This is a genomic window from Micromonospora sp. NPDC047670 (genome assembly GCF_043204915.1).
Taxonomy (GTDB): domain Bacteria; phylum Actinomycetota; class Actinomycetes; order Mycobacteriales; family Micromonosporaceae; genus Micromonospora.
Map to the genome: position 1 here is coordinate 249,095 of NZ_JBIDDA010000005.1, position 22,932 is coordinate 272,026.

Genomic DNA, 22,932 nt, shown 5'->3' on the forward strand with positions numbered 1-22,932 from the left:
GTTGGGGTCAGTCTTCAGCCGGACCCTCGAACGGACCCCCTGGTTCCTCTCACACCGCAGCTCAGCCCGTCCGTCAGAGCTGGCGGCTTGTCCTGCGACAGACCCTGCCTGGTCTCGGGTCTCTCCCCCTGGGCGGCGGCATCTGCTCGGAGGGAGGTGGTGGCTGGTGGATGATCCGGTTCTGCGGGTCCAGTCGCAGCTGACCGACCGCGATCGGGTGCTGCTGGGCTGGCTGTACGACCACGGGGTGCTGACCTCGTTCCAGATCGCCCGCGCGTTGTTCCCGTCGCTGGACTTCTGCCAGCGTCGGCTGCGCACGCTGTACCGGCTGCGGCTGGTGGCCCGGTTCCGGCCGCAGCGCGCCGACGGCGGCTCGTACCCGTACCACTACGTCATCGACCAGCTCGGTGCCGAGGTTGTCGCCGCCGCCCGCGACGAGCGCCCACCTCGCCGCGACCACGCCCGTGCCGAGCGGCGGCGGTGGACATCCAGCCGTACGCTGGCTCACCGGCTCGGGGTGAACGGCTTTTTCACCGACCTCGCGGGCTATGCCCGCACCCATCCCGACGCCGAGCTCAGCGAATGGTTGCCGGAGGCGGTGTGCCAGCGGGCCGGCACGTTCACCGGGCCGGATGATCCGGGTCTGGTGCGGGGCTACCAGCCGCGGGTACGCCCGGACGGCTACGGCCTGTGGGCGGAAAACGGCGTCACCGTGCCGTTCTTCGTCGAGTACGACACCGGCGGCGAGCAGCTGTCGGTCCTGGGCGGCAAGCTGGCCGGCTACCGGGAGCTGTTCGCCACGATCGGGCGGGCGTGGCCGGTGCTGTTCTGGCTGCACTCCGCTGCCCGCGAGCGGAACCTGCGCCGCCTGCTCGCCGACACGCCACCGCGGATTCCCGTAGCCACCGGTGCCCGCGACCAAGCCGTGTCGGCGGGACTGTGTCCCGCTGAGGCGGTCTGGGGCCCACCCGGTGGAGGAGGGCAGTGGTGGCGCCTGGCCGATCTGGCTGCCTACGTCGTCAATGGCCAGGACCACCCGGGCGAGGCGGCGTGATGGCAGGTAGCGGCCATGTGGCCGCAGATGATACCTCGCCTACGTGCAGGACAGCAATGTCCGGCCGCTCCCGCTGCTCTCTGAGTGTTTGGCCCGCGGCGGCTGACAGCGCGGTGAGAGCGGCGGACCGTTCCGTCAGCGGCGGGACGGAGGTATGGTCCCGCACCTTCTGCGGCCGGTCCACCACCGGTCGCTGGTCCGCGTTCGTCGCGGTCCGCGACGGGGACTCCCGGACCGGCCTCCTCACTACCGAATCCAGCTTGGCTGGCGGAGCCTTCCCCGCGGTCCCGCCCGGGGAGGTGGTCCGCTACGCCACCGGTATCTGATCCGGGCCGTGGTCCGCGCTCGAGTCGAGTCGAAGGTGGCGTCCAAATCGTGATCATGCTGGCCATCGGTGGGGCGGCTGGTGCGGCCAGCTTCACCCACGTCCACAACGTCGCCGCCGCCCATGGCCAACCCGGCTGGCTGGCCTGGGCTGACGCGGTCGTGCTGGAGTTGATGTCCATCGCCTCCGGCCTGGAGCTGCGCCGCCGCAAACGCGCCCACACCTCGACTGTGTTCCCCGCGACCGTGCTGGCCTGCGCGGTCACGCTGTCTCTGGCCGCGCAGGTCGTCGAGGCCGAGCCGTCCCCGATCGGCTGGATCGCTGCGGCGGTGCCGGCGCTCGGTTTCCTTGTCATGGTCAAGGTCGCCCTCGGCTATGCCAGTACGGCGCCCGGGACCGACCGGACCACTGCCGCACCGTCCACCGTCCACCCGGTGAGCCCGTCCACCACCAGCGCTTCACCAGACGGCGGACCGGAAGAAGGCATCCGGTCCGGCGCACGCGCGGTGGACCCGGCCGTCCCGACGCGGACGGTCCACCAATCCGATGGCGGCCGTCCCGGCGGACCGGACCCCCACCAGTCCGGGAGACCGGGCCGCCGGCGCAGACCACCGCGCCGCAGTCCGTCACCCAACAACCCGGCCGGCCTCAATGAGCTGCTGCCAGCGGCACGGCGCGTCCACGAACGGCTTACCACCCATGGGCAGCCACTGACCCGTGCCGCGCTGGCCGCCGCGCTGCGCGCCGCCGGACACACCGTGTCCAACACCAGGGCCTCGGAGTTGCTGAAGATCCTCAAAGCCGAGCAGGCCGCAGCATCCGCACCAGGCTCGCACCAACAAGTGGCCGCGAGTCTGGCAGCCGACACCGAGCCGGCGACACCACCGGGGCCAGCCACCGCCTCACCGGTGGCCCCACCCACACCACACTCGCCCACCCCGGAGTCGGGGACCCCGACGCCATGACCAACATCGACCTGACAGAGCAGCCCTCAAATCCGCCGTGGTGGTGGGGCCCGAAGCAGGGCGCGGCACGGCACGTGTCTCGGCTGTCCTCGGCGGCGACGACTTGATCTTTGTGGAGAGTCGAGCGTCAATGCACCCGGTCGCCTTCCGCTGGCCTGCGTGGCGGCCATCGGCGCCAACACCAACTGTCGAGGGGCAAACGCTAATGACATCGCCGCGCCGCCACCCTGTGCCCGCAGCGTTACCGACGCCGACTGTGGTGCTCACCTCCAGCTCTGCCGCCGCTCACCTCCTTCACCCCGGACAGCCCGGCGGCTGCGCCAGCGTGCCTACCGGCCGTGCATCGCGAGACGGACTTCCCGCTACGCGGCAGGCCATCACAGGAACACACGCCCTGATCATCCCCACCCCACTGCCACGGGAGAACCTGTGCCTTATCGCCCCCGTATCCTGCGACAGCTAACCCACACCCTCTCTGCCCAGAGCACCGCACGGACTGCCCACGGCGACGCCGTGAGCGCCCCTGACACCACCGGCAACTTCGGCAGCGGCGAACTTCTCGCTGACGTCGCCGCGGACTTGGCCGACGCGGAGACCGAGCAGGGGTGGGCATGAGTATCGAAGCGGTCGCCTGGGCGCTCAACCACGCCCCCGACGTTCCACCCCAGTGCCTCGCCGTCCTGATCGGCCTCGCCAACCACGCACACGCCAACGGCCGCGCCGCATACCCCACACAAGACCGGCTCGCCCACTACGCCCGCAAGTCCGTCCGCTCGGTACAACGCGACCTTGACGAGTTGGCGCGACGCGGCCTGATCCGGCGCGGCGACCAACGCCACACCGCGTTCCTCCCGGCCGACCGCCGACCCGTCGTGTGGGACCTCGCCATGGAACGCCGCAGACCGCTACCCGACGCCCTCGACCCGCTCGCGGAGCCGCAGTCCGGGCGCCCCACCGAGGTGCCTGAGCCTGTGGATAACCGGGGTGACGCACATGACGCCCCGGTGCCCGACCGGGGTGACGTACACGTCCGAACGGGGCGACGTACACGACCGGACGGGGCGACGTACACGTCGCATAAACCGTCCTTAACCGTCCAGAACCAAACGCGCGCGCGTACGCGCACGCGCGCGTTTCATGGCACCGCGCCGCCCATTAACCCCATTGCGCACTGCCCTCGACACCGGGGATCCCCCGCCGGCAACTGCGGGCCATGCCGTTCGGAAATCTTGGCAGGTGGATCATGACGCCGCCGCCGGGCTTGCGCTCCGCCTCGTCGAGGATCCTGTTGAGGACCCGAAGTCAGTCAGTCAACGGGTCAGATCCCGGCGGGAGGTGCTCACGAACATCATCTGTCAGTCGACGACCGCACGGTGTCGTTACCAGGCGCATGAACGGCTCGTCCACCCGCACTCCCGCACGTGGTCGGGCGGATGCTCTGCCGCTGCGCCTGCCAGCCAGGCTGCTGCCCACCGCACCACCGGCCCCCAGGAAACCGCCCGCCGTCAAGATCGACTCCGGATCGGTGACCGTGTCCGCCGGCCGTTCTTAGCCGGTGCAGCTCGTCCGGGTGGTGCCCCCGTCGGGGAACCTGACCGTGGCTCAACAGCAGGTATGGCTCGGCCCCGCCTTGGCCGGCGACCCGAAGTTCCCGTCACCCGAGCTACTCGACATACAGCCCGCTTGATTCGTCGACTCCGCTCACCGCTCGCGCATATCAGTGCGACGTCAGGTGGCTTGGCTGGCACTGAGCGGCGCGGACGGACGCCCGCCGCCCCGCCGGTGAGAGCAGCCTCCGGCTGCTCTGGTACGAACGCCAGGTGGCCTACTTCGAGGACTTGAGCGTTTACAGCTGCAGCGACGTCGACATCATCGAGATGGACTGGGGATGGCTTCAGTTCCAGCCCGGATACGACCGGATCAACGTCGGATGGCTCGATGCCTCGCACGCGTTCGAGGAAGGACTCACCCCGAACTGGTTCGCCGACGCGCTGCTCGACATCATCGCGGGACCGCGAATCAACACCATGCGTGGATATCACCGGTGCCCCTTTTGCCCGAAACGCCCGGACGATCACATGCTCTCCGTGGGCCATCCGAACGGCACTCTCCTGCTGGGACACGCCGAGATCAGAGTCCCGTCGGGGCAGGGCGTGACGTTCGCCGCGCCCTCGCTCATCTGGCACTACGTCATCGCCCATTCCTACCGGCCGCCGGCCGAGTTCATCGAGGCCGTCAAGCAGTACGACCACCGCTGGACTGCGGAACCGAGCCCGTGGATACCCCACAACGCTCACCGCATCACGTTCGACTGAGCCGCAGGCGCTCGTAGCGTCGCACCCAACCGGGCCGAGAATGCGCGGCAACCGAAGGTGCATGGTCGCCGTCGGCGGCGACTCAGGTAAGTGTTCGAGTCGGCGCCTGCCGGCGTAGGGTCACCCGGTGACCGTGTACGACATCGCCGTCAGGATGCCCACCATTGAGCTGCTGCGGGAGCGATGCAAGGCACTGGCCGTGCTGGAACGCATCATCGACGGCGGCAAGCCCTACTACGTCTACATCCCGGCATGGGGCAAGGATGAGGCGGCGTTGATGAGCAACGGCAGCGGTGACGAATGGGCGGTCGTGTTCACCGAGGACGGCGTGTTCATCCGGGTTTTCGATCACGAGTCAACGATGTCGCCGTACGGCGATCCGGACCACGAGTTGTGGCCAGGCCTGACTGACGGCATCCCGGTGGCGTTGTGCCCGCAACTGGAAGAACCGGCGTTCTGCGATGAGACGGGGCAGTTCATCGCCACCGCAGTGCTATGGCGGCTCGTTGGTGACGACCGCTGGCACGCCGGAGAAGGCATTACCTTCCCACCGCTGCGCGGACCGTACGACGACACCGGGCCGGACGGTTCCAGCATGCTCGAGATCCTGCTCGACGACATCGTTGACCGGTTCGTCGAGTTCGCCAGGGACTACTACGAGATCGAGGTGGACCGAGCGATTGTCGAGCACGTCGTCGCGCACCAGCCGCTCAGCGATGCCGTGATACGGGCGCTAAACCCTCACCTCACCGTCGCCGATCTGCGCAAGGACGTCGCCACGATCGGCTACCCGATCGCCGCGACGTAGCGGCGCCCTCGGCCCGCGGAGCGCCTATCGCGCGACAGGGGCGCCTGACCGGCGGCAAAAGTGCGTGCGGTTCAGGCGGGTATGGAGGCTCTTCGAGGTTAAGCGGGGTTGAGGTGTCCGCGGTGGCGGCGCAGGTACGTAAGCGCTGGTTTTCGGGGTTCAAGCTGTAGGCGTCGCGGCGATGGTCTTGATGACCCGGTTGGTTCCTTCGGAGCCTGCGTTGGTGATTTCGGTGGTCAGTCAGGAACGCGTGGATCTGCGGCCACCAGATAGCGGCGCAGGCCGCCGATATCGGCGACAGCCCTAGAGGTTTTCCGGGGCTGTCGCCGGTTGCTAGTCCGGTCACAGGGTGACGATGGCGTCCTCGGCGAGGGTGAACAGACCGGCGTCGAAGGTGATCGTCTTCAGCTTGGTGCCCTTGGGCACGTCGAAGTAGACGTTCGCCTTCACCGAGTTACCCGGGTTAATCTCGTCGAGGAAGCCCTTGGCGTCATCGTTGCCATAGATAGCGGCCTCTCCGTCGACGTCGTACTCTCGGCCGGAGGCGTCCTATGCGGTGATGGTGCCGTCGGCATGGAATAGGTGCGCGCTCTTGGTGACGTTCTTAGCGGTCACGCTTACCCGGCAGAAGGTGCCCTGCGCCTTGTGGTTGAAGTAGCTGCTGCCGACCTGGGAGATCCCACACTTCACGCTGTTGACGGTGAACTCGAAGTCGCCGCCGCGCACCTTGTCGCCGATGCCAAAGGTCTTTGGCTTTGCCGGCGCCGGGGCGGTGGTCTTCGGCGCGGGCGCCGCGGAGCTCCTCGTCGGGGCCGGGGCCGCCGCGCTCGGGGCCGAGGTGCTCGGGTTGACGGCGGGGATTTCCTTGTTGGCGGAGACACCATCGGTCTTCTTGTCGTCGCTGGCCAGGCCGATCACCATCGAGCCGCCGCAGCACAGCACCACGAACACACCAACGCCGATGAGGGTCGGAAGCAGCCAGGAGGGACGCTTCCTGGCGACGGGAGGCGGCAGGAACTGGCCGGGCGGCGGCAGGAACTGGCCGGGCGGCGGCAGGAACTGGCCGGGCGGCGGCGGGAACTGGCCGGCGGGAACCTGCGGAAACTGAGCGGTCGGCGGCATCGGCTGCTGGTCGGGCTGGTTCTGGGCAGGGTCGTAGGGGGTGGTCATGGGTGTGGAGGTCTCCCAGCTCTGGTTCGCGCTGCCCGTACTGAGCGCAATACCACCGACGCTCTCACAGCCTCCCCACAGATGCCTCCACTGGCAGTGCTGACATAGACGCCGGTTGCCTGGAGCAATATCCGATCGACTGACCCACAGTCCGACGATGAGTCACCCGCCAGTCACGCTCCGGCCGCGGCATCCCAGAACGAGTCGACCTCTTCGCCGAGCAGCAGCGGCACGTCGTACACGGATCGGTTCAGCCGCGGACGCACGTACCACGCCCGGTGACGCCAGCGCCGGTGCTCGAAGGTAGTGTCCACTCGATCTCAGCCACCGCAGTCGGCTCCATCTGCACGTAGAGCAGTGCCTCGGACCGGTCCAGCTGCCCGCTCCAGCTCGCGGGCAGCGGCTGCGGCCAGGGGTGCGCGACGATGCTCCGGCGCTGCAGCCGGGGTGGGGACAGCAGCTGCCGATCTCGGACGGACTGGCGGCGTCGCTGTTGCAGTGGGCACAGACATACGACGCGTTGGATCAGGATGATCCAGCCTCGTCCGGATTCACCAACGCAGACCAGGAGGCGGACTTCCACGCCACCGGGCACGAGCTCGCCCGGCGTTCCGCCGCCGAACTCTCAGGTCGGTACCCCGTCGAGTACTTCGACTGGCGAACCGGACGCCTGGTCCCCGCTGGCTCGTAGGGCGGACACGCACTCACAGCCAGACGCAACGGGAACGGAGCCGGCGGGTCGCCGGCTACCACTGGGCGCCAGGGCAGATCCGCAGCCAGTGCTCGTCCGCGCTCACCGGGGCAGGCGGCGGGAGCAGGCGCTCGTGGTCGGCACGGAGCAAGCAGCGCTGGCCGCCGGGCATCCGCAGGTCGCAGAAGACCCGGTGACGCACGTGCTGGTTGTCCTCTTCCGAGACGGTGATCTCCCCCGGGTCGGTCTGCGGAAGCACCAGCAGCCAACGGCTGATCACCCGGGCCAGCCGCTGCGCGGCCGGCAGGTCGGCGGCGGCCACGGGCAGGTGGACGACGTACCGCTGGGTCATGCTTGGTTTCCCAGGTTGGCACGGGCGCGGGCCTGCTCGGACTGCCAGCGGCGCAGCGCGTGCTTGATGACGGCGGTCTCCCGACGGCTGGCGGCCAGGGCGGCATAGACGGTGGCCATGTCGCCGGCGACGCGGTCGAGGAAGTCGTAGACGTCGGCCGGTTCCAGGCCGCGACGTCCGAGCCCGACCGACTTGAAGCGGCGCTCACGCACCTGCCACGGCAGCAGGCTGGTGTACGCCGAGGAGCGGTAGGTCGCTCCCGGTCGCTGGTTGCGGACGCTCATCTGCGGCCTGCCTCTCCCTCATGGATTGGAAGGGGTGGCCCGCCCGCCCTCCCCGCACGCACGGGCCACCCCGCCCTGCCGCCGCAGCTTCGATCAGCGGTACGACGCCAGAGCCTGTGGTCATCCGGTGACGGCGCCAGCGTCGAGGCAACGTTCCACGGCAGAATTCTTCCCAGGTGTATTGACTTTCTTTGCTGCTATCGACAGCTGTTACATGGCCAGGTGACGCGGTGTTGCGCGATGGAACCAGGGAGTGTCCGGGTGACCGAGGTCGTCGGATCGACCGTGCCGCGCCCGCAACTCGGCGGCTGCTACGCCAGTACCGCACCGAGGCGGGCGTGGCCCTCGACGCCCGCCGAGGCCCTCGAATACAGCCGGCAGAAGATCTGGCGGATCGAATGCGGCATGGGCCCGGTCCGGGTGCTTGACATCAAGGCGATGTGCGAGCTGTACGGGGTGTCCGCCGAGATGACCGAGGCGATGCGCGGGCTCGCCACGGAGACGAAGTCCAAGGGCTGGTGGCACGCGTACGGGGACGCGGTCCCGAACTGGTTCGAGTTGTACGTCGGCCTGGAGTCCGCCGCTTCGCATCTCAGGCAGTACGAGGAGACGCTTGTCCCCGGGCTGCTTCAGACTCGCCAGTACGCCCTCGGACTCGCCCGACTCGACTGCCCCTCGCTCAGCGAGGAGGAGCATGAGAGGGCCGTCGAGGTGCGGCGGCAACGCCAAGGGCTGCTCACTCGACGGCTACCCCAGCCGCCGCAGCTCGACGCGATCCTGTCGGAGGCGGTACTCCGCCGCACCGTCGGTGGCCCCGGAGTGATGATCGGGCAGCTCGGTCAACTCCTGGAGGTCGCCAGCCTGCCCAATGTCAGCGTGCGGGTGCTGCCCTTCGCCGCCGGACCGCATTCCGGCGCGGTCGCCGGCTCCTTCGTCATCCTGGACTTCCCCGCGACAAAGGCGGTCGAGCTGCACCGGAGCCGTCGGTCGCCTACAGCGAGTCCCTGACCGGAGCGCTGTACCTCGACAAGCCAGACGAGTTGGCCGCCTACCGGGCCGCCTGGAAGAATCTCGATGCGCTAGCACTCGATGAGGCACAATCGAGCGACATGATCGAGGGGATCATCGGGGAGCTGCGGCATGACTGACCTGACCGGCGCCGTCTGGCGCAGGAGCACTCGCAGCGGCGGCAACGGCGGCAAATGCGTCGAGGTGGCCACCAACCGTCCCGGCACCGTCGCCGTCCGCGACTCGAAGAACGACACCGGATCGGCACTGGCCTTCGCCCCCGATGCCTGGCAAGCCTTCGTCAGCAAGGTGAAAGGCGGCGGCCTGACGTCTTGAGGCGCGCCACGGCTCGGTTCTTCCAGCCTGGTATCCGACGTCCCGCAATGGAGAAATGAGTGGATCGCCTCGCAGCACGTGTACGGGCGTTCGCGGAGGAACGTGAGTGGCAGCAGTTCCACACGCCCAAAAATCTGGCCATGGCGCTCGCCGGCGAGGTCGGTGAGCTGCTCGCCGAATTCCAGTGGCTCACCTCCGAGCAGTCCACCGAGATCATGTCCGATCCTGAGGCCGGCGCCCGGGTCAGGGCCAAAATCGGCGACGTGATGATCTACCTGACACGGCTCGCCGACGTCCTCGGCATCGACCTGGTCGAGGCGGCCATGACCAAGCTGGACGAGGTGGCCACCCGCTACCCCATCGAACAGGTGAAGGGCTCGGCCGCGAAGCGGTAGTCCACGCCGTAGCGACGAGATGATCTCTTCGCTACAGTCCCCCCATACAGGCGCGTAACGACGGGCTTCCGGTAGTGGCCGGACACGCCCCCCATGCGCACGATCACTTCGTGCTGCCCGGGGGCAAGTGTTGTCAGCGTTCCGCACCTCCGCCGATGGTTTGCTGCGCCTGGCGACGAGCGGCGTCCTCCCTGACCGGATCGCCGAGAGCATCGGCCACAATGTGAGCGCCAGCGAACGCCGCTCCTGGTCCCGGAGCCTGGCCGTACTCGGGAATGACCTCGCGGACGCCGGGCTGGGTCAGGTCGAGGTGCTGGTCGAGTACCAGCTCCCGCTGACCAGCAAGCGGGTCGACGTGGTGCTCGCTGGCGTGGACCCGAGGACCTCCGACGACTCCTACGTCATCGTCGAGCTGAAGCAGTGGTCACAGGCCGAGTCCTACGAAGGCTCCGACCGGCTCGTCCTGGTCGAGCACGCGAGGGGCCCTCGTCTGCACCCGGGCGTGCAGGTCGGCGACTACTGCGAATACCTCACGGATTTCCTCGGCGTCCTGGCCGGTCGACGCAACCCCGTACGCGGTGTCGCCTACCTGCACAACGCCGTCGACCGGGATGTCAACGACCTGTTCGCGCGCCGTCCGACCGAGCAGAGCCGGATCTTCACCAAGCAGCGACGCGGCCAGTTCCTCGACTACCTCCGAACGCACCTGGCGCCCGCGTCCGGCGCTGCCGCCGCAGACCGCTTCCTCACCAGCTCCGTGCGACCCAGCAGGCACCTCCTCTCGTACGCCGCGCAGGAGCTGAAGGAAAGGTCGCACTTCACGCTGCTGGACAAGCAGCGCCTGGCGTACGAGCTGGTGTTGCACGCGGTGGAGCGTGCCCGGTCGGCGGACCGCAAGTCCGTCGTGGTCGTTGCTGGCGGACCCGGCAGCGGAAAGAGCGTCATCGCCCTGTCGGTGCTCGGTGAGCTGGCCCGCCAGAACCGGTCGGTCATGCACGCCACCGGCTCACGGTCGTTCACCCAGACCCTGCGGCGCTACGCCGGCAGGGGCTCCACCCGGCTGAAGAACCTCTTCGCCTACTTCAACAGCTTCATGACGGCAGAACGCAACGGTATCGACGTGCTGATCTGCGATGAGGCGCATCGGATCCGCGAGACATCGGTCAACCGGTTCACGCCGAAGGCGAAGCGCGACAAGGCACGCCCGCAGATCGACGAACTGATCGCCGCCGCACGGGTTCCCGTGTTCCTGCTGGACGAGCACCAAGTGGTCAAACCCGGCGAGTCGGGGAACGTCGACGTCATCTCCCGGTACGCCGAACACCTCGGCCTGGAGGTCGAGGTGGTTTCGCTGCACGACCAGTTTCGCTGCGGCGGCAGTGAGGCGTACGAGCAATGGGTTCTCGACCTGCTCGGTCTGGACAGCGGCGATCCGACGGTCTGGACCGGCGACGGCCGGTTCGACCTGCGGCTGGCCGCCTCGCCGGAGGAGTTGGAGGCGTTCCTCGCCGCGAAACAGGAGCACGGTGAGACGGCGCGCATGTCGGCGGGCTACTGCTGGCCATGGAGCGATCCGCGCCCGGACGACACCCTGGTGCCGGATGTGCGGATCGGCGCCTGGTCCCGACCTTGGAACGTCAAGAGCGACCGCAGCGTCGGCGAGGCGCCAGGTAGCGCGTTCTGGGCCACAGACCCGCACGGCTTCGGCCAGGTGGGCTGCGTCTACACCGCGCAGGGATTCGAGTACCGGTGGTCCGGCGTCATCATCGGTCCGGACCTGGTCGCCCGTGGCGGTCGGCTGGTGACCCGCCGCGAGGAGTCGAAGGATCCGGCGTTTCGCAGCCGGAAATCGGTGAGCGACGAAGAGGCGGATCGGCTCATCCGCAACACCTACAAGGTGCTGATGACCCGGGGCATGCGCGGCACCATCCTGTACTCCACCGATGCCGAGACCCGAAACTACCTGGCCTCGCTGGTTCAGGTGCGGCGCACGCTGGAGACCGTGTACGAGCCCGTCTTGGCGGAGTGACCGAACCGCTGAGGCGGCCCGGTCAACTGGTCGCGTCGGACCGCGGCGCTCCCGGCCTCCCCGTTGCGAGCCGGCCCAGGCCTGACGTGAGCAGCCGGAATGCGTTGTCGGCAGCGGCTTTGGCCGTGTCGTACAGCGAGGCGGCTGTTTCTCCGGCGGCTAGCCGGCGCCAGTTCTCCCGGGCCAGGATGCGTTGCGCCGCGATGATCTGGGCGGCGGCGAGCCGGGCCGTGAGCTGATCGGGGATTCGTGCGGTCTGGACCAACGCGTCGGCCAGCGCCTCCTCGTCGCGGGCGGTGTACTCGTTCAACCGCGCGGCGAGGCTCGGCGTCGAGAAGATCATGTTGTGGAAGGCGAGGACCTCGGGGTCGTCGTTGAGCCCGGTCACCGGATCCCGCCGAGCGAGGCCGTCCAGGAAGTGCTCGTGCAACGCGGCCAGGGGCCCCTGGCTCGCGGACCGCCGCCGGACCACCCGCGCCGCTTCCCCCTCGTGGTCCGCGATGCGGTGCAGGACCAGGTCCTCCTTGGACCGGAAGTAGCGGAACAGGGTGGGCTTGGATACTTCGGCCGCCGCCGCGATATCCGCCACGGACACCCGGTCGAAGCCGTGCTCCAGGAACATCGAGATCGCTGCGGCCGACACGGCGTCGTGTGTGCGCTGCCGCTTACGTTCCCGCAAGCCCACCTGCTCCGCCATGGCTCGACTGTATCACTGCTGAGACCAGGGCAATATTGATTCGCGGATAGAAACGTTACCCGGTTACAGTATTGCGTCGAGCGCGCCTCCGGAGGGTTTCCATGTCATCGCCATCCACCACGCAGCACGCCGAACGCGACCACCTCGACCGCGACTTCGCGGAGGAGGTGGCGTTCCTGGCCCGGGCCCGGCAGGCGCTGGCCTGGATGAAGGAGCACGCCCGGATGCGGGTCACCACCGGTGAGCAGGTAGCCGGCGACCGGTACACCGCCGAGCAGCTCGGCCGGATGCTCAAGAGCTACGCCAAGGAACTGGCAGAGGAGCCGGACAGCCCGCTGTACTTCGGGCGGCTGCAGTTCGGCACCGGGCCGGACGCCGACGAGCACCGCGACCAGAACTACTACATCGGCCGGCGGCGGATCACCGACGAGAGCGGCCAGCCGCTGGTCATCGACTGGCGGGCGCCGGTGTCGTCGCGCTTCTACCGGGCCAGCGCCCGCGACCGCCAAGGCGTAACATCCCGACGCCGGTTCGGCTGGACGACCCGCCACCCGGTACAGCTCACCGGCTTCGAGGACGAACGCCTGGACCACGGCGAGGAGCTCGGCACCACGAGCCGACTGCTGACCGCGGAGATCGAACGCCCCCGCGTCGGACCGATGCGCGACATCGTGGCCACGATCCAGCCGGAGCAGGACGAGCTGGTACGCGCGGACCTCGACCGCTCGCTGTGCGTCCAGGGTGGGCCGGGCACCGGGAAGACCGCCGTCGGCCTGCACCGCGCGGCGTACCTGCTCTACACCCACCGTCAGCAGCTCAAGCGCAACGGCGTCCTGGTGGTGGGGCCCAGCCCCGCGTTCCTGCACTACATCTCCGCGGTGCTCCCGGCGCTCGGCGAGGTGGACGTGCAGCAGCGCACGCTCGACGAGGTGCTCAGCGAGCGTCCGCCCGCCGCGGTGGACACCGACGAGGCCGCCCGCGTGAAGCACGACGTGCGGATGGCGGCCGTGCTGCGCCGGGCGCTGTACGCCCAGATCGCCGACCCGGTCGAGTCGATCGTGGTACCGGACGGCTCGTACCGGCTGCGGGTACCCGTCACCGCGCTGGCCCGCCAGGTCGCCGAGATCCGCAGCGAGGACGTGCCGTACGGCGTCGGCCGCGAGCGGTTGCGCGCACGCATCGTCGCCCTGCTGCAGCGGCAGTTGGAGACGCGCGCCGAAACCCCCGGCAAGATGTGGATGCAGAAGATCGGCCGTGCCCGTCCCGTGGCCGCGGCACTCGACCACGCCTGGCCGAAGGTACGCCCGGAGGAACTGCTCACCACGCTGCTGGGCGACCCGGAAGCGCTCGCCCGCGCCGCCGACGGCATCCTGACCGCCGAAGAGCAGAAAATGATCCTGTGGCAGCGCCCGCGCAGCGTCAAGAGCGCGAAGTGGTCAGCGGCCGACCTCGTGCTGCTCGACGAGATCGCCGGCCTGATCGAGCACCCCGCGAGCCACGGGCACATCGTGGTCGACGAGGCGCAGGACCTGTCCCCCATGCAGTGTCGGGTGCTCGCGCGGCGCAGTGAGCACGGCTCGCTGACCGTGCTCGGCGACCTGGCGCAGGGCACCAGCCCCTGGGCGGCGAGCGACTGGCACGAGCAGATGGCGCACCTGGGCAAGCACGACTCGCCGGTCGCGGCCCTCACCATGGGCTTCCGGGTTCCCGCTGAGGTACTGGCCTTCGCCAACAGGCTGCTGCCCGGGCTGCGCGTCACGGCACCGGCGACCCGGTCGATCCGCACCGATGGCGCGCTGCGTGTGCGTCACGAGCCCGACCTGGCGTCCGCCACCGTCGCGGCGGTCCACGCCGCCCTCGACCGGGAGGGCTCCGTCGCCGTGATCGCGACCGACACACTGCTCACGAGCCTCTCCGCCGCCCTGCACGCCGCCGGCCTCGCGGTCAACACGGCCCAGGAGGACGACCCCGACCGGAGGGTGACCCTGCTTCCCGCGGTGCTCGCCAAGGGCCTGGAGTTCGACCACGTGATCGTGGTCGAACCCGACGACATCGTGCGGGCCGAGCCACGCGGCCTCAACCGGCTGTTCGTCGTACTCACCCGGGCCGTCTCCCGGCTGGACGTGCTGCACTCCCGCCCGCTACCCGCGCTCCTCGCCGCCGAGTAGGGAGTATGGATCTAACGGCCTCGCTCGCGGCGGAACTCAGCTGTGAGTGACCCCTGAGACCGGACACCTCCCGACTTGGCGTCCTGCCGAGGAGGACGAAACCCTGCGACTCGACAGAGCAGGTACCCCGAGGAGTTTCGGCGGCAGGCCGCTGCGCTGGTGCTCGGCTCCGGTCGCACAATCCGTGACGTCGGCCGTCGCGAACGATGCTGGCCGCCCGGATGTGTAACCAACCCTTCACGCGCCGCATCGAGGTGTCGGGTAACTTGAACAGCCCTCACCATGGTCATCGATAGGAGAGACGGTGTCGCGCATCGAGCTGGTCACCGGTGAGCTGCGGGTCTTGATGCGGTGTGGGCAGAGCCCAGGGGCTGGCCGTCGCTGCCGACAACCAGGCGCAACAGGTGGCGCTGCGTGCCGCAGGCGCCGGCTTCGCCGCGGTGGCAGCCGGCATGGCCCGGGTGCGAGATGCGATCGCGTCGATCCAGGGCGGATTGGGCGGCATTGCCAGATCGATAGACGAGGCCACGAAGATGATTGCCGCCGTTCCCCGCGAAGCCACTCCCGAAGAGACCGTCGCCGCACTGATGCCGGTCCAGGCCGGTGTCGACAGCGCCCGTGACGCGGCGGCTGCTGTCATCACCCAGGTCGGTGCGGCACAGCAACTCGTCAACATAGTTCTCCAGGGCGGGCAGCCCAGTCCACTGCTGCAGTCACTGGAGAGCTTCAAACAGGTCCTGGTGTCCGTGGTCCAGCGCGCTGGTTCCGCCCGTCAGGCCGTCGATACAGCCGTCGCCGAAGCACGGCAGCTGGGGTCGGGAAACTGATCGGGGCTGGCGGTCCCACACCGGCCAGCCCTACCCCGCACGCCACCGGAAGCCCGACCCCAACGGCTCCCGCCTCGAGTGACGGCACCTCCCACGGCCGCGGCCCGACGGCGTGGAGCAGGCACCCCACCGGTGATCAGGGCGGGTCGCCGACCGGGCCGCGTACCAAGATCCCGCCCCGCGAGGACGACACGGTGCGACGATCGCTGGAGCTGGAGAACGAGTGCGCCGATACCCTGGCACGCGAGGGCTACCTGGTGCACCAGAACCCGACGAGACCGGAGATCGCCGATGCACGGCTGAAGACCGGCGACGTGGGCAAGCCGGACAAGGATCCCGATTACCTGGTCGAGGGTCACGTCTTCGACTGCTACTCGCCCACTCCCGCCAAGGCGGTGCGCGGGGTGTGGACGGAGGTCTCGGGCAAGGTGACGAGCCAACAGACCCAACGCGTGGTGTTGAACCTGCAGGACTGGCGCGGCGACCTCGCCGCCCTGCAGAAGCAGTTCGACGACTGGCCGATCGAGCACCTCAAGGAACTGGCGGCGGTGACCCGAAGCGGTGCGATCATTCAGATCGTCCGCGAGACTGAGAAGGCAGGCAACAGGTGGGTATCGAATACCGATTGACACTGGCGGGTGACATCCCGCTGGAGCAGGTCGCCTCGGTCGCCGCTCCGGAAGGCGTCGAAGAGTCGGCCCTACCCGGCTACCCTCGGCTGCTCAGCAGCGGTCTCGCCGAGGAACTCGGGTACACCATCACCGTCTCCGGGGGCAGCCACGGCTACTTCGACGCCGAGAACGACGACGGAACCCAATGGGAGTGGGAGCCAGACGCGTACGTCAACGTCGTCTTCCACATGCGCAAGAACGACCAGCCCGAGGCCGCGATCCCCAACATGGTGTCGGCCGTAGGCCGCGTACTCGCCAGCCAGATGGAAGACGCCGCGCTGGTACTGAACGGCAACTGGCTACTGCTCACCCGAGTCGCCGGGACAATACGTAAGCACCGACCGTCCTGGTGGGACAACTACGGCATCGGCGACATGATCTTCGAGTGAGCGGGCTCTTCGCGTACTCCCGCGGGCTCCTGCCGCTACATGGCAACCGAAGAGTTCGTCCGCGGTGCTGGCATCGACCAGCGCACCACCGTCTACACCCTCGGCCGCACCATCCACCACCTTCCGGACTCCCCACACGACTGGCGGGGATCGCCGGCCCAAGCCAAGATAGCGGCCCGCGCGAGCCGTGCGGCACCCGCAGACCGATATTCGGACGTGGCGGGTTTGGTCGCAGCCTGGCGACCCACGCTGAGGTCGTGAGGCACCGCGACAGCCATTCTTGACCGGCCCACGTCGCCAGCCGGTCGCCAACCCGATCGAGAAGCGACGCGGCGGGCATCCCCCAGAAGCGACCGGCAGCGGTTAGGACCAATGCCATGAAATCGGCAACGCATGCCATGGCCAGCAACTCGTCGACCGACAGGCCGTAACGCCTAGGACTTCCGCGTGCGATTGGTTGCGGTTGCGATTGTGTACGCGCCCCGCCAACCTACACTCACCGCAACTTACTCCACCTCGAAGCCACCGTGTTCGCGAGACAGCGCCAGCCATTCGAGCCAAGCGACCCATTTCGGACGCGATTCGAGTTCCGCCCGGTGACTTGCCGGCGCCTTGGCGTACGCAACCAGCGCTTCGTCGATCTCGCGCGCCGTCACGATCCAACGATCATTCGAACCCAGCTTGAACAGCGGGATCCCCAGCCTGCCCGGTGTGGTCTGCGATCGCCACGCCACATCCCACGCCAGAGCAGCGGCTTCGTCCGACACCCCTCGTCCGGTGCCGACATAGGGCTCCCAGGGCGCGATATCGGCCTCGTAGCCCATGCCAGTCAGCAACATCCCTTCGCGGATGTCCACAAACTGGCGATACCGGAACTCCCACGGATCGATGACACTGACCGCCTGGTAGCGCTCGGCGCAGTTCGGGTCATGGTGGCATGGCTTCCCCGAGTCGCGGCACCTATCGTACTGATATACGGCGGCGGCCACGTCGGCCAATGAAAGGTCGAGTCCCACGCGTCGCACTCCTCTCCGGTGGGGGTGCCTCGCAAGGCACTCTGCGACAACTCTGCCAGGTCATGTGGTCACCGAGCGTCCTGCGCTCGCACACCAGCCGCGACCCGGCGCTTAGGTCAATGTCGAGGTGGGGGTAAGTGCCTAGACAAGCTTCACGGGCACCAGTATGACCAGCGATGATCAGCACCGCTCTCCGATTTCTCGGAACCCTGTCGGTGCCGCCCCGATATACCTCACACCCCTCCGCGCGGCTGCGACGGCGAATGCCCCCGGCCCGCGCCGCGCCCCCGGGACCCCGGTCGTCGGGCGACGAGCGGTGCGCCCAACATCGAGATCTATATTCCGGGCTGTCGCGCCGCTACCAAGCTGGTGGTCACCCACAGGGAGCCGTCCGGTGCGTACGCGACGGTTCGCAGCCGGGTGGCCGAGGCTGTAGACCGGTGATTCGGCCATCGGATTGCCCCAGGGCACGCTGCCGTCCGGACGGATCCGCAGGATCCGTCAGCCGCGACACGATCACCGAGGCCGCCCGATTGCTTGGAGCGGGCGCGGAGTGGATGTCGTCGAGACCCTCGTTCGCCCTGCTGGTGCATTCGGATGTGCGGCTCGCGCCACGCAACGACCACACGTCGGTTTCTTTTCCGTACGGGCTCGCGCGTGCTGCCGGTCCGCGACGGGCCCGGCGATCGCCGTTCGGGTGCTGGCCGTTCGCCGCGCCTGACCGCGCCGGCGGGTGGCTGCGTGCCGGCCTGGGTGGGGCAGCACGCAGCCAGCGCTCAGCGCAGCGCGCCGAGGTCGATGGCCTCGGCCATCGCGCGGTAGCCCGCGTCGGATGGGTGCAGGTGGTCACCCGAGTCGTATGCCGGGTTGATCCGCTGCGGGTCGGCCGGGTCACGCACCACCGCGTCGAAGTCGACGACGGCGTCGAAGTCGTCACTCGTGCGGATGAACTCGTTCACGGCCTGCCGCACACGGTCCCGTTCCTCGGTGTAGGAGCGCCATCCCTTGATCGGCGTGATGGTGCCGACGACGATCCGCAGGCCCTGTGCGTGCGCCTGGGCGGCGATCTGTCGCAGGGCGAGTTTCAGGGTCTCCGGGTCGGGGTGTTGGAGGTTGAGGATGTCGTTGACGCCCTCGAGCACGATGACCGTGCGCGCCCCGGATGTGGTCAGCATGTCGCGGGACAGGCGTGCGAACGCGTTCGGGCCGCCGATCCCGGTTCCGGTGCTGCTGTTCAGGATCCGGTTGCCGCTGATGCCGCTGTTGACCACGCCGAGCTTGGTGGGTCCCGGCTCAGCGGCGAGCCGGTCGGCGAGGACGTCGGGCCACCGCAGGTTCGCATTGTTGGTCGACCTGTCCCCGTCGGTGATCGAGTCGCCGAAGGTCACCACCGTGCCGCGCGCGGACGAGGATCGGACGTCCACAGCTGTCACGTAGTGCCACGCCATGGTCGGCTGGGTGAACGCGGTGCCCTCCTCGTCGGCCGCGTGGTCACCGTTCGCAGCGATGAACGACGTCTGATATGCGCGCGGGTGTTCGGTCACGGGCCCGGACGGCGCCGGGGTGTAGACGGTCACCAGCAGGTTCCCGTCTGCCGGCACGGGCATGAGTATCGGGTCGCTGAGCACTTCACCGCCGGCCGGGATGGTCACCGACGGCGCGCCGCCGAAGGTCAGTTCGCGCATCGTGCCGGCGACGGCGTCCGGCGCGTCGGGCCTGGCGGCCACCGCCAGCGTCGTTCGCCCCATCAGGACCGGCGCCGTGCCGAGCGCGTTGGACAGCCGCACGCGAGCCGCGTCGCCGCCCACGCTGGTGTGCACCACGTTGCGGATCGAGTGGTTGGGCATGCCGTGGTCGGTACCGGGCGTCGTGCGCGCCATGGCCGTCTGCCAGGTGCCGACCCAGTGGCCGGGCGGGCGGGTGTCGAGCTTGTCCAGGTCGACGACCGCTGCCATCGCCTCGTAACCGGCGTCCTTCGGGTGCAGGTGGTCGCCGGAGTCGTACTCCGCCCGTAGCCGGTTCGGCATCGCGGGGTCCCGGAGCGCGACGTCGAAGTCGGCCACCGCGTCGAACGCGCCGCCGTCGCGGATGAAGTCGTTGACCGCCTGGCGTACGCCTTCCAGTTCCTCGGTGTAGTTGCTCGACCCGCCGAACGGCGTGAGCGTGCCGCCGGTGACCCGCAGCCCCTTCGCCTTGACCTGGGCCGCTATCTGGCCCAGCGCCGCGATGATTTTCGACGGCTCGTGGTGCTGCGGCTGGCCGCCGATGTCGTTGATTCCCAACATGACGATCACGGATCGCACGCCGGTCGCGGTGAGCACGTCGCGGTCCAGTCGGGACAGGGCATTGGGATTCCAGGTGCTGTTGAGCAACCGGTTCGAGCTGATGCCGGCGTTGAGCACGCCAAGGCGCGTCGGCCCAGGCTCGGCGATCAGCCGGTCGGCCAGGTAGTCCGGCCAGCGGTGGTTCGCGTTACGGGTCGAGTTGTTCCCATCGGTGATCGAGTCGCCGAGTGTGACCACTGCACCCTCCGCCTGCCCCAGGACGTCCACGCCACTCACGTACGGCCAGAAACTGATCGTCGTGGTGAACGCCGTGCCGGACTCGTCGGCCGCGTGATCACCGTTCTGCGACAGGTACGAGGTCTGGTTGGCCACCTGGTGATAGGTCACCGGCCCGGACGGCACCGGGGTGTACACGCTGACCAGGAGGTTGCCGTCCGCCGGCACGACAAGGGGAATCGGGTCGCTCAGCACCTCGCCGCCGGCCGGGATGATCACCGACGGCGCGCCGCCGAAGGCGAGAGCTCGCATCGTGCCCGCGACCGCGTCCGGCGCGTCGGGTGCATCAGCGACCGCGACCGTCACCGCTTCCAGCCGTACCGCCGCCGTGCCGAGAACGTTGGTCAGCCAGACCCTTACACCGGAGCCACCAACGCTGGTGTGCACGACGTTGCGGATGGTGCGGTCCGCATATCCGGTGGGGAGATTGGGCACGGTTCCGGAGGCCGAGGCGGACCAGGTGCCAACCCAGTCATCCTGCGGTGCCGTCGACTGGGCGTCCTGGCCGGCTGCTGGGGCCGGGCTGGGCAGGCCGAGCGCCAGCGCCAGCACGATGCCGGCGGTTTGGGTCATTCCCCGTATGCGGGACATGGGATCTCCTCCCGATCGGCAACGAGTTTGGCCTCCCGCCGCCGCTGCGGTCAACGGTTTACGTTCCACGACATAGGACGTAGGATGTCCGGCAACGTTTCGTACGTAACGAAGAGTTGGCGGTACGACAGAGCCGCGGGCGCAACAGGTGCGACAACCGACCACTGCGGATCCACCTGCCGCTCGAAACGATCCACGCCAGCTGCGACCAGCGGAGGTATCGCCTTTCATGACGACGAGACAAAGACGCAGCCCCACACGCCGTCGACTGCTGTCCACCGTGGTGATCGCCGCGATGGCTGCCGCGCTGCTCACCAACGGCCCAGCGCACGCCGCCCAGCCCTACCACGAGGCCCGAGCGGTCTACACGGCAAACACCGACGGGTATTTCTGCTTCCGCATTCCCGCGATCGTGAGGGCCAGCAACGGAGCCCTGCTGGCGTTCGCCGAGGGCAGGCTCAACAACTGTGACGACAGGGGCGACATCGACCTGGTGCTCAAGCGGTCCCACGACGGCGGCCGTACGTGGGGTCCGCTGCAGGTCGTGTCGCGCGGCAACGGTGACACGCACGGCAACCCGATGCCGATCGTTGATGAGCGGACCGGTCGGGTCGTGCTGTTCACGACCCACAATCCGGGCACAGCGAGCGGGGGCCGCGTCCCGTACCTGCAGGTCAGCGAAGACCACGGGGCGACCTGGAGCGCGCCGCGGGAAATGACCGAGCTCATCCGGCCGCAGTGGCGCGCCTGGTACGCCACCGGTCCGGTGCACGCCATCCAACTGAAACGTGGTCCGCACGCCGGGCGGTTGGTGATGAGCGCCAACCATGAGTCCTTCGCGCCCGACGGGCGGCGCATCGCCGGCGTCCACCTCGGCTACAGCGACGACGGCGGCGACACGTGGCGCATCGGCGCAAGCGCCGGTGGCGCCGCCGACGACATCTTCGTCAACGAGTCGACGTTGGTGGAGCTGACCGACGGGCGGATCTACGTCAACGTGCGGGAAGCCGGCACGGCTGAGGGCACCCGGGCGTACGCGATCTCCAGCGACGGCGGCGAGAGCTACGAGGCGCCGTTTCAGATGGTGCCCGAGCTGACGATGCCGGTGGTGCAGGGTGCGTTGCTACGGCTCACCGCCACCGACGAAGGTGACGCGCGGGACCGCCTCCTGTTCTCCGGACCCGCCAACCCCGGCAAGCGCGAGGCCCTGACGATCCGGTCCTCGTACGACGAGGCCCAGACCTGGGAGCCCTGGCAGGAAGGCAAGGTCATCAGCTGGGGTCCGGGCGGGTACTCCGACCTGGTCAAGATCGAGACCGACCCGGTCGCGGGCCCCGTGGCCGGGGTGCTGTACGAAGGCGGTGTCGCCGCCCTGTACGAGGTGATCCAGTTCGTCCGCTTCAACGAGGCGTACCTCGACAGCCCGAACGGTTCGCCGCCGGGCCTGCCGCCGCCACCGGAGCCGGGGCCGACGACCCCGGACGCGGCACCGCGCTACGACAACACCGCCTACGTGCGCGGCGGCGCGACCCTGACCAAGGGGCGGTTCGGCGAGGGAATCGCGCTCGACGGCGTCGACGACCACGTGGAGGTGCCCTACAACCCGGACGTCGACCTTGATGACAACCAGTTCACGATCATGACCTGGTTCCGGTACAGCGAAACCACCGGCAACATCGTGATCTGGTGGTTCCACCAGGTGGGTACGGGAGCCGCGCAGATCTGGCTGCGGGCCGAACCGGCGAGCAACCGCATCCGCGGTGTCGTCGGCACCGGCCAGGGCGACGCGAACATCACCATCGCGGGCGCGTACAACGACGGGCTCTGGCACCACGTCGCCATGCAACGCACGGCGACCCGGGTCACGGTCCTCATCGACGGCGCCACCGTCGCCGACCTGCCCGCTCCCCGCGGCTCGGTAACCACCGGCAAGGAGTTCGGCATCCGCAGCATCTACCTCGGCCGACGGGTCGACGGCCTCAACAACCCGTTCCGCGGCACCCTCGACGAGTTCCGCATCTACGGGCGCGCCCTCACCCCGCAGGAGTTGCGGGATGTCCGGGAACACAACGTTCCCATCGCCGGCCAACTCCGGCTCCGCCTGCCGTTCACGACCATCTGCCCCCAGCAGTAGCCGCAGCGTCGGGGCCCCCCCCCGGGGGGGGGGGGGGGGCCCCCCCCCCCCCCCGGCGCCGGGGGGGGCGCCCCCCCCCGGCGCGGCACAAGGGGCCTCCGGCGCCCGGCGGCGGGAGGGGGCCACCACCACCCCCCCCCAGGGCG

At 68.9% G+C, this 22,932-nt stretch carries 19 protein-coding genes and 3 pseudogenes; 15 read left to right on the top strand and 7 right to left on the bottom strand.

From position 1 onward, the window contains the following. The first annotated feature begins 166 nt into the window (after window positions 1-166). From ACGF7U_RS14750 to ACGF7U_RS14770, 5 genes are all read left to right on the top strand, one after another. Window positions 167-1,054: a replication-relaxation family protein gene (locus tag ACGF7U_RS14750; RefSeq protein ID WP_393106641.1), complete on the top strand. Its 888-nt coding sequence runs from the start codon at window positions 167-169 to the stop codon at window positions 1,052-1,054. 381 nt (window positions 1,055-1,435) lie between these two features. Continuing rightward, complete coding sequence (locus tag ACGF7U_RS14755) at window positions 1,436-2,344, top strand: DUF2637 domain-containing protein (RefSeq protein ID WP_393107159.1); 909 nt, start codon at window positions 1,436-1,438, stop codon at window positions 2,342-2,344. 611 nt (window positions 2,345-2,955) lie between these two features. Then, complete coding sequence (locus tag ACGF7U_RS14760; RefSeq protein ID WP_393106643.1) at window positions 2,956-3,591, top strand: helix-turn-helix domain-containing protein; 636 nt, start codon at window positions 2,956-2,958, stop codon at window positions 3,589-3,591. A 573-nt stretch (window positions 3,592-4,164) separates the two neighbouring features. After that, window positions 4,165-4,659, top strand: coding sequence for a hypothetical protein (locus ACGF7U_RS14765; RefSeq protein WP_393106645.1), 495 nt, complete (start codon window positions 4,165-4,167; stop codon window positions 4,657-4,659). Between the two features lie 127 nt (window positions 4,660-4,786). Beyond that, on the top strand, window positions 4,787-5,467 hold the full coding sequence (locus ACGF7U_RS14770) for a hypothetical protein (RefSeq protein WP_393106647.1): 681 nt from the start codon (window positions 4,787-4,789) through the stop codon (window positions 5,465-5,467). A gap of 342 nt (window positions 5,468-5,809) precedes the next feature. Here the strand turns inward: ACGF7U_RS14770 and ACGF7U_RS14775 are convergent. From ACGF7U_RS14775 to ACGF7U_RS14790, 4 genes and pseudogenes are all read right to left on the bottom strand, one after another. After that, window positions 5,810-6,637: pseudogene (locus ACGF7U_RS14775) on the bottom strand (DUF4352 domain-containing protein). 173 nt (window positions 6,638-6,810) lie between these two features. After that, entirely contained in the window at window positions 6,811-6,951 is a 141-nt protein-coding gene (locus tag ACGF7U_RS14780; protein WP_393106649.1) for a hypothetical protein, read from the bottom strand. Window positions 6,952-7,430: 479 nt separating this feature from the next. Beyond that, window positions 7,431-7,680: pseudogene (locus ACGF7U_RS14785) on the bottom strand (hypothetical protein). Continuing rightward, window positions 7,677-7,964 (bottom strand): DivIVA domain-containing protein, encoded by a 288-nt coding sequence (locus tag ACGF7U_RS14790; protein WP_393106651.1) that lies wholly within the window; start codon window positions 7,962-7,964, stop codon window positions 7,677-7,679. Before ACGF7U_RS14790 ends, ACGF7U_RS14785 begins: the two are co-directional and overlap by 4 nt. 261 nt (window positions 7,965-8,225) lie before the next feature. On the opposite strand from ACGF7U_RS14790, the gene ACGF7U_RS14795 reads away from it, so the two are divergent. The 5 genes from ACGF7U_RS14795 to ACGF7U_RS14815 all read left to right on the top strand — a co-directional run bounded on the left by ACGF7U_RS14795 (window position 8,226) and on the right by ACGF7U_RS14815 (window position 11,732). After that, window positions 8,226-8,972, top strand: a complete 747-nt coding sequence (locus tag ACGF7U_RS14795) for a DUF5753 domain-containing protein (RefSeq protein ID WP_393106653.1) — start codon at window positions 8,226-8,228, stop codon at window positions 8,970-8,972. An 8-nt stretch (window positions 8,973-8,980) separates the two neighbouring features. Beyond that, a complete protein-coding gene (locus ACGF7U_RS14800; RefSeq protein ID WP_393107161.1) occupies window positions 8,981-9,112 on the top strand; it encodes a Scr1 family TA system antitoxin-like transcriptional regulator in 132 nt (43 codons plus the stop codon). Then, entirely contained in the window at window positions 9,105-9,308 is a 204-nt protein-coding gene (locus ACGF7U_RS14805) for a DUF397 domain-containing protein (RefSeq protein WP_393106656.1), read from the top strand. The genes ACGF7U_RS14800 and ACGF7U_RS14805 overlap by 8 nt, the downstream gene beginning before the upstream one ends. A gap of 59 nt (window positions 9,309-9,367) precedes the next feature. Further along, window positions 9,368-9,703: a nucleotide pyrophosphohydrolase gene (locus ACGF7U_RS14810; protein WP_393106658.1), complete on the top strand. Its 336-nt coding sequence runs from the start codon at window positions 9,368-9,370 to the stop codon at window positions 9,701-9,703. A 223-nt stretch (window positions 9,704-9,926) separates the two neighbouring features. Continuing rightward, window positions 9,927-11,732, top strand: coding sequence for a DNA/RNA helicase domain-containing protein (locus ACGF7U_RS14815; protein WP_393106660.1), 1,806 nt, complete (start codon window positions 9,927-9,929; stop codon window positions 11,730-11,732). A 22-nt stretch (window positions 11,733-11,754) separates the two neighbouring features. Here ACGF7U_RS14815 and ACGF7U_RS14820 read toward each other — a convergent pair whose 3' ends face one another. Continuing rightward, window positions 11,755-12,429 (bottom strand): TetR/AcrR family transcriptional regulator, encoded by a 675-nt coding sequence (locus ACGF7U_RS14820; protein ID WP_393106662.1) that lies wholly within the window; start codon window positions 12,427-12,429, stop codon window positions 11,755-11,757. Window positions 12,430-12,530: 101 nt separating this feature from the next. On the opposite strand from ACGF7U_RS14820, the gene ACGF7U_RS14825 reads away from it, so the two are divergent. The 4 genes and pseudogenes from ACGF7U_RS14825 (at window position 12,531) to ACGF7U_RS14840 (ending at window position 16,484) form a co-directional block, all read left to right on the top strand. Then, the gene (locus ACGF7U_RS14825; RefSeq protein WP_393106664.1) at window positions 12,531-14,597 is read left to right on the top strand and encodes a HelD family protein; all 2,067 of its coding nucleotides are present in this window, start codon (window positions 12,531-12,533) and stop codon (window positions 14,595-14,597) included. Window positions 14,598-14,901: 304 nt separating this feature from the next. Further along, a pseudogene (locus tag ACGF7U_RS14830) lies at window positions 14,902-15,424 on the top strand (DUF6244 family protein). A gap of 194 nt (window positions 15,425-15,618) precedes the next feature. Next, window positions 15,619-16,053, top strand: a complete 435-nt coding sequence (locus tag ACGF7U_RS14835) for a hypothetical protein (RefSeq protein ID WP_393106666.1) — start codon at window positions 15,619-15,621, stop codon at window positions 16,051-16,053. Continuing rightward, window positions 16,032-16,484 (top strand): SitI3 family protein, encoded by a 453-nt coding sequence (locus ACGF7U_RS14840; RefSeq protein WP_393106668.1) that lies wholly within the window; start codon window positions 16,032-16,034, stop codon window positions 16,482-16,484. The genes ACGF7U_RS14835 and ACGF7U_RS14840 overlap by 22 nt, the downstream gene beginning before the upstream one ends. Window positions 16,485-16,990: 506 nt before the next feature. On the opposite strand, the gene ACGF7U_RS14845 is transcribed toward ACGF7U_RS14840, so the two are convergent. After that, on the bottom strand, window positions 16,991-17,500 hold the full coding sequence (locus tag ACGF7U_RS14845) for a hypothetical protein (protein ID WP_393106670.1): 510 nt from the start codon (window positions 17,498-17,500) through the stop codon (window positions 16,991-16,993). Between the two features lie 776 nt (window positions 17,501-18,276). Continuing rightward, window positions 18,277-20,721 (bottom strand): SGNH/GDSL hydrolase family protein, encoded by a 2,445-nt coding sequence (locus ACGF7U_RS14850; RefSeq protein WP_393106672.1) that lies wholly within the window; start codon window positions 20,719-20,721, stop codon window positions 18,277-18,279. Between the two features lie 79 nt (window positions 20,722-20,800). Here ACGF7U_RS14850 and ACGF7U_RS14855 point away from each other — a divergent pair, with 79 nt between their 5' ends. Beyond that, entirely contained in the window at window positions 20,801-22,786 is a 1,986-nt protein-coding gene (locus tag ACGF7U_RS14855) for an exo-alpha-sialidase (RefSeq protein ID WP_393106674.1), read from the top strand. Window positions 22,787-22,932 lie beyond the last annotated feature (146 nt).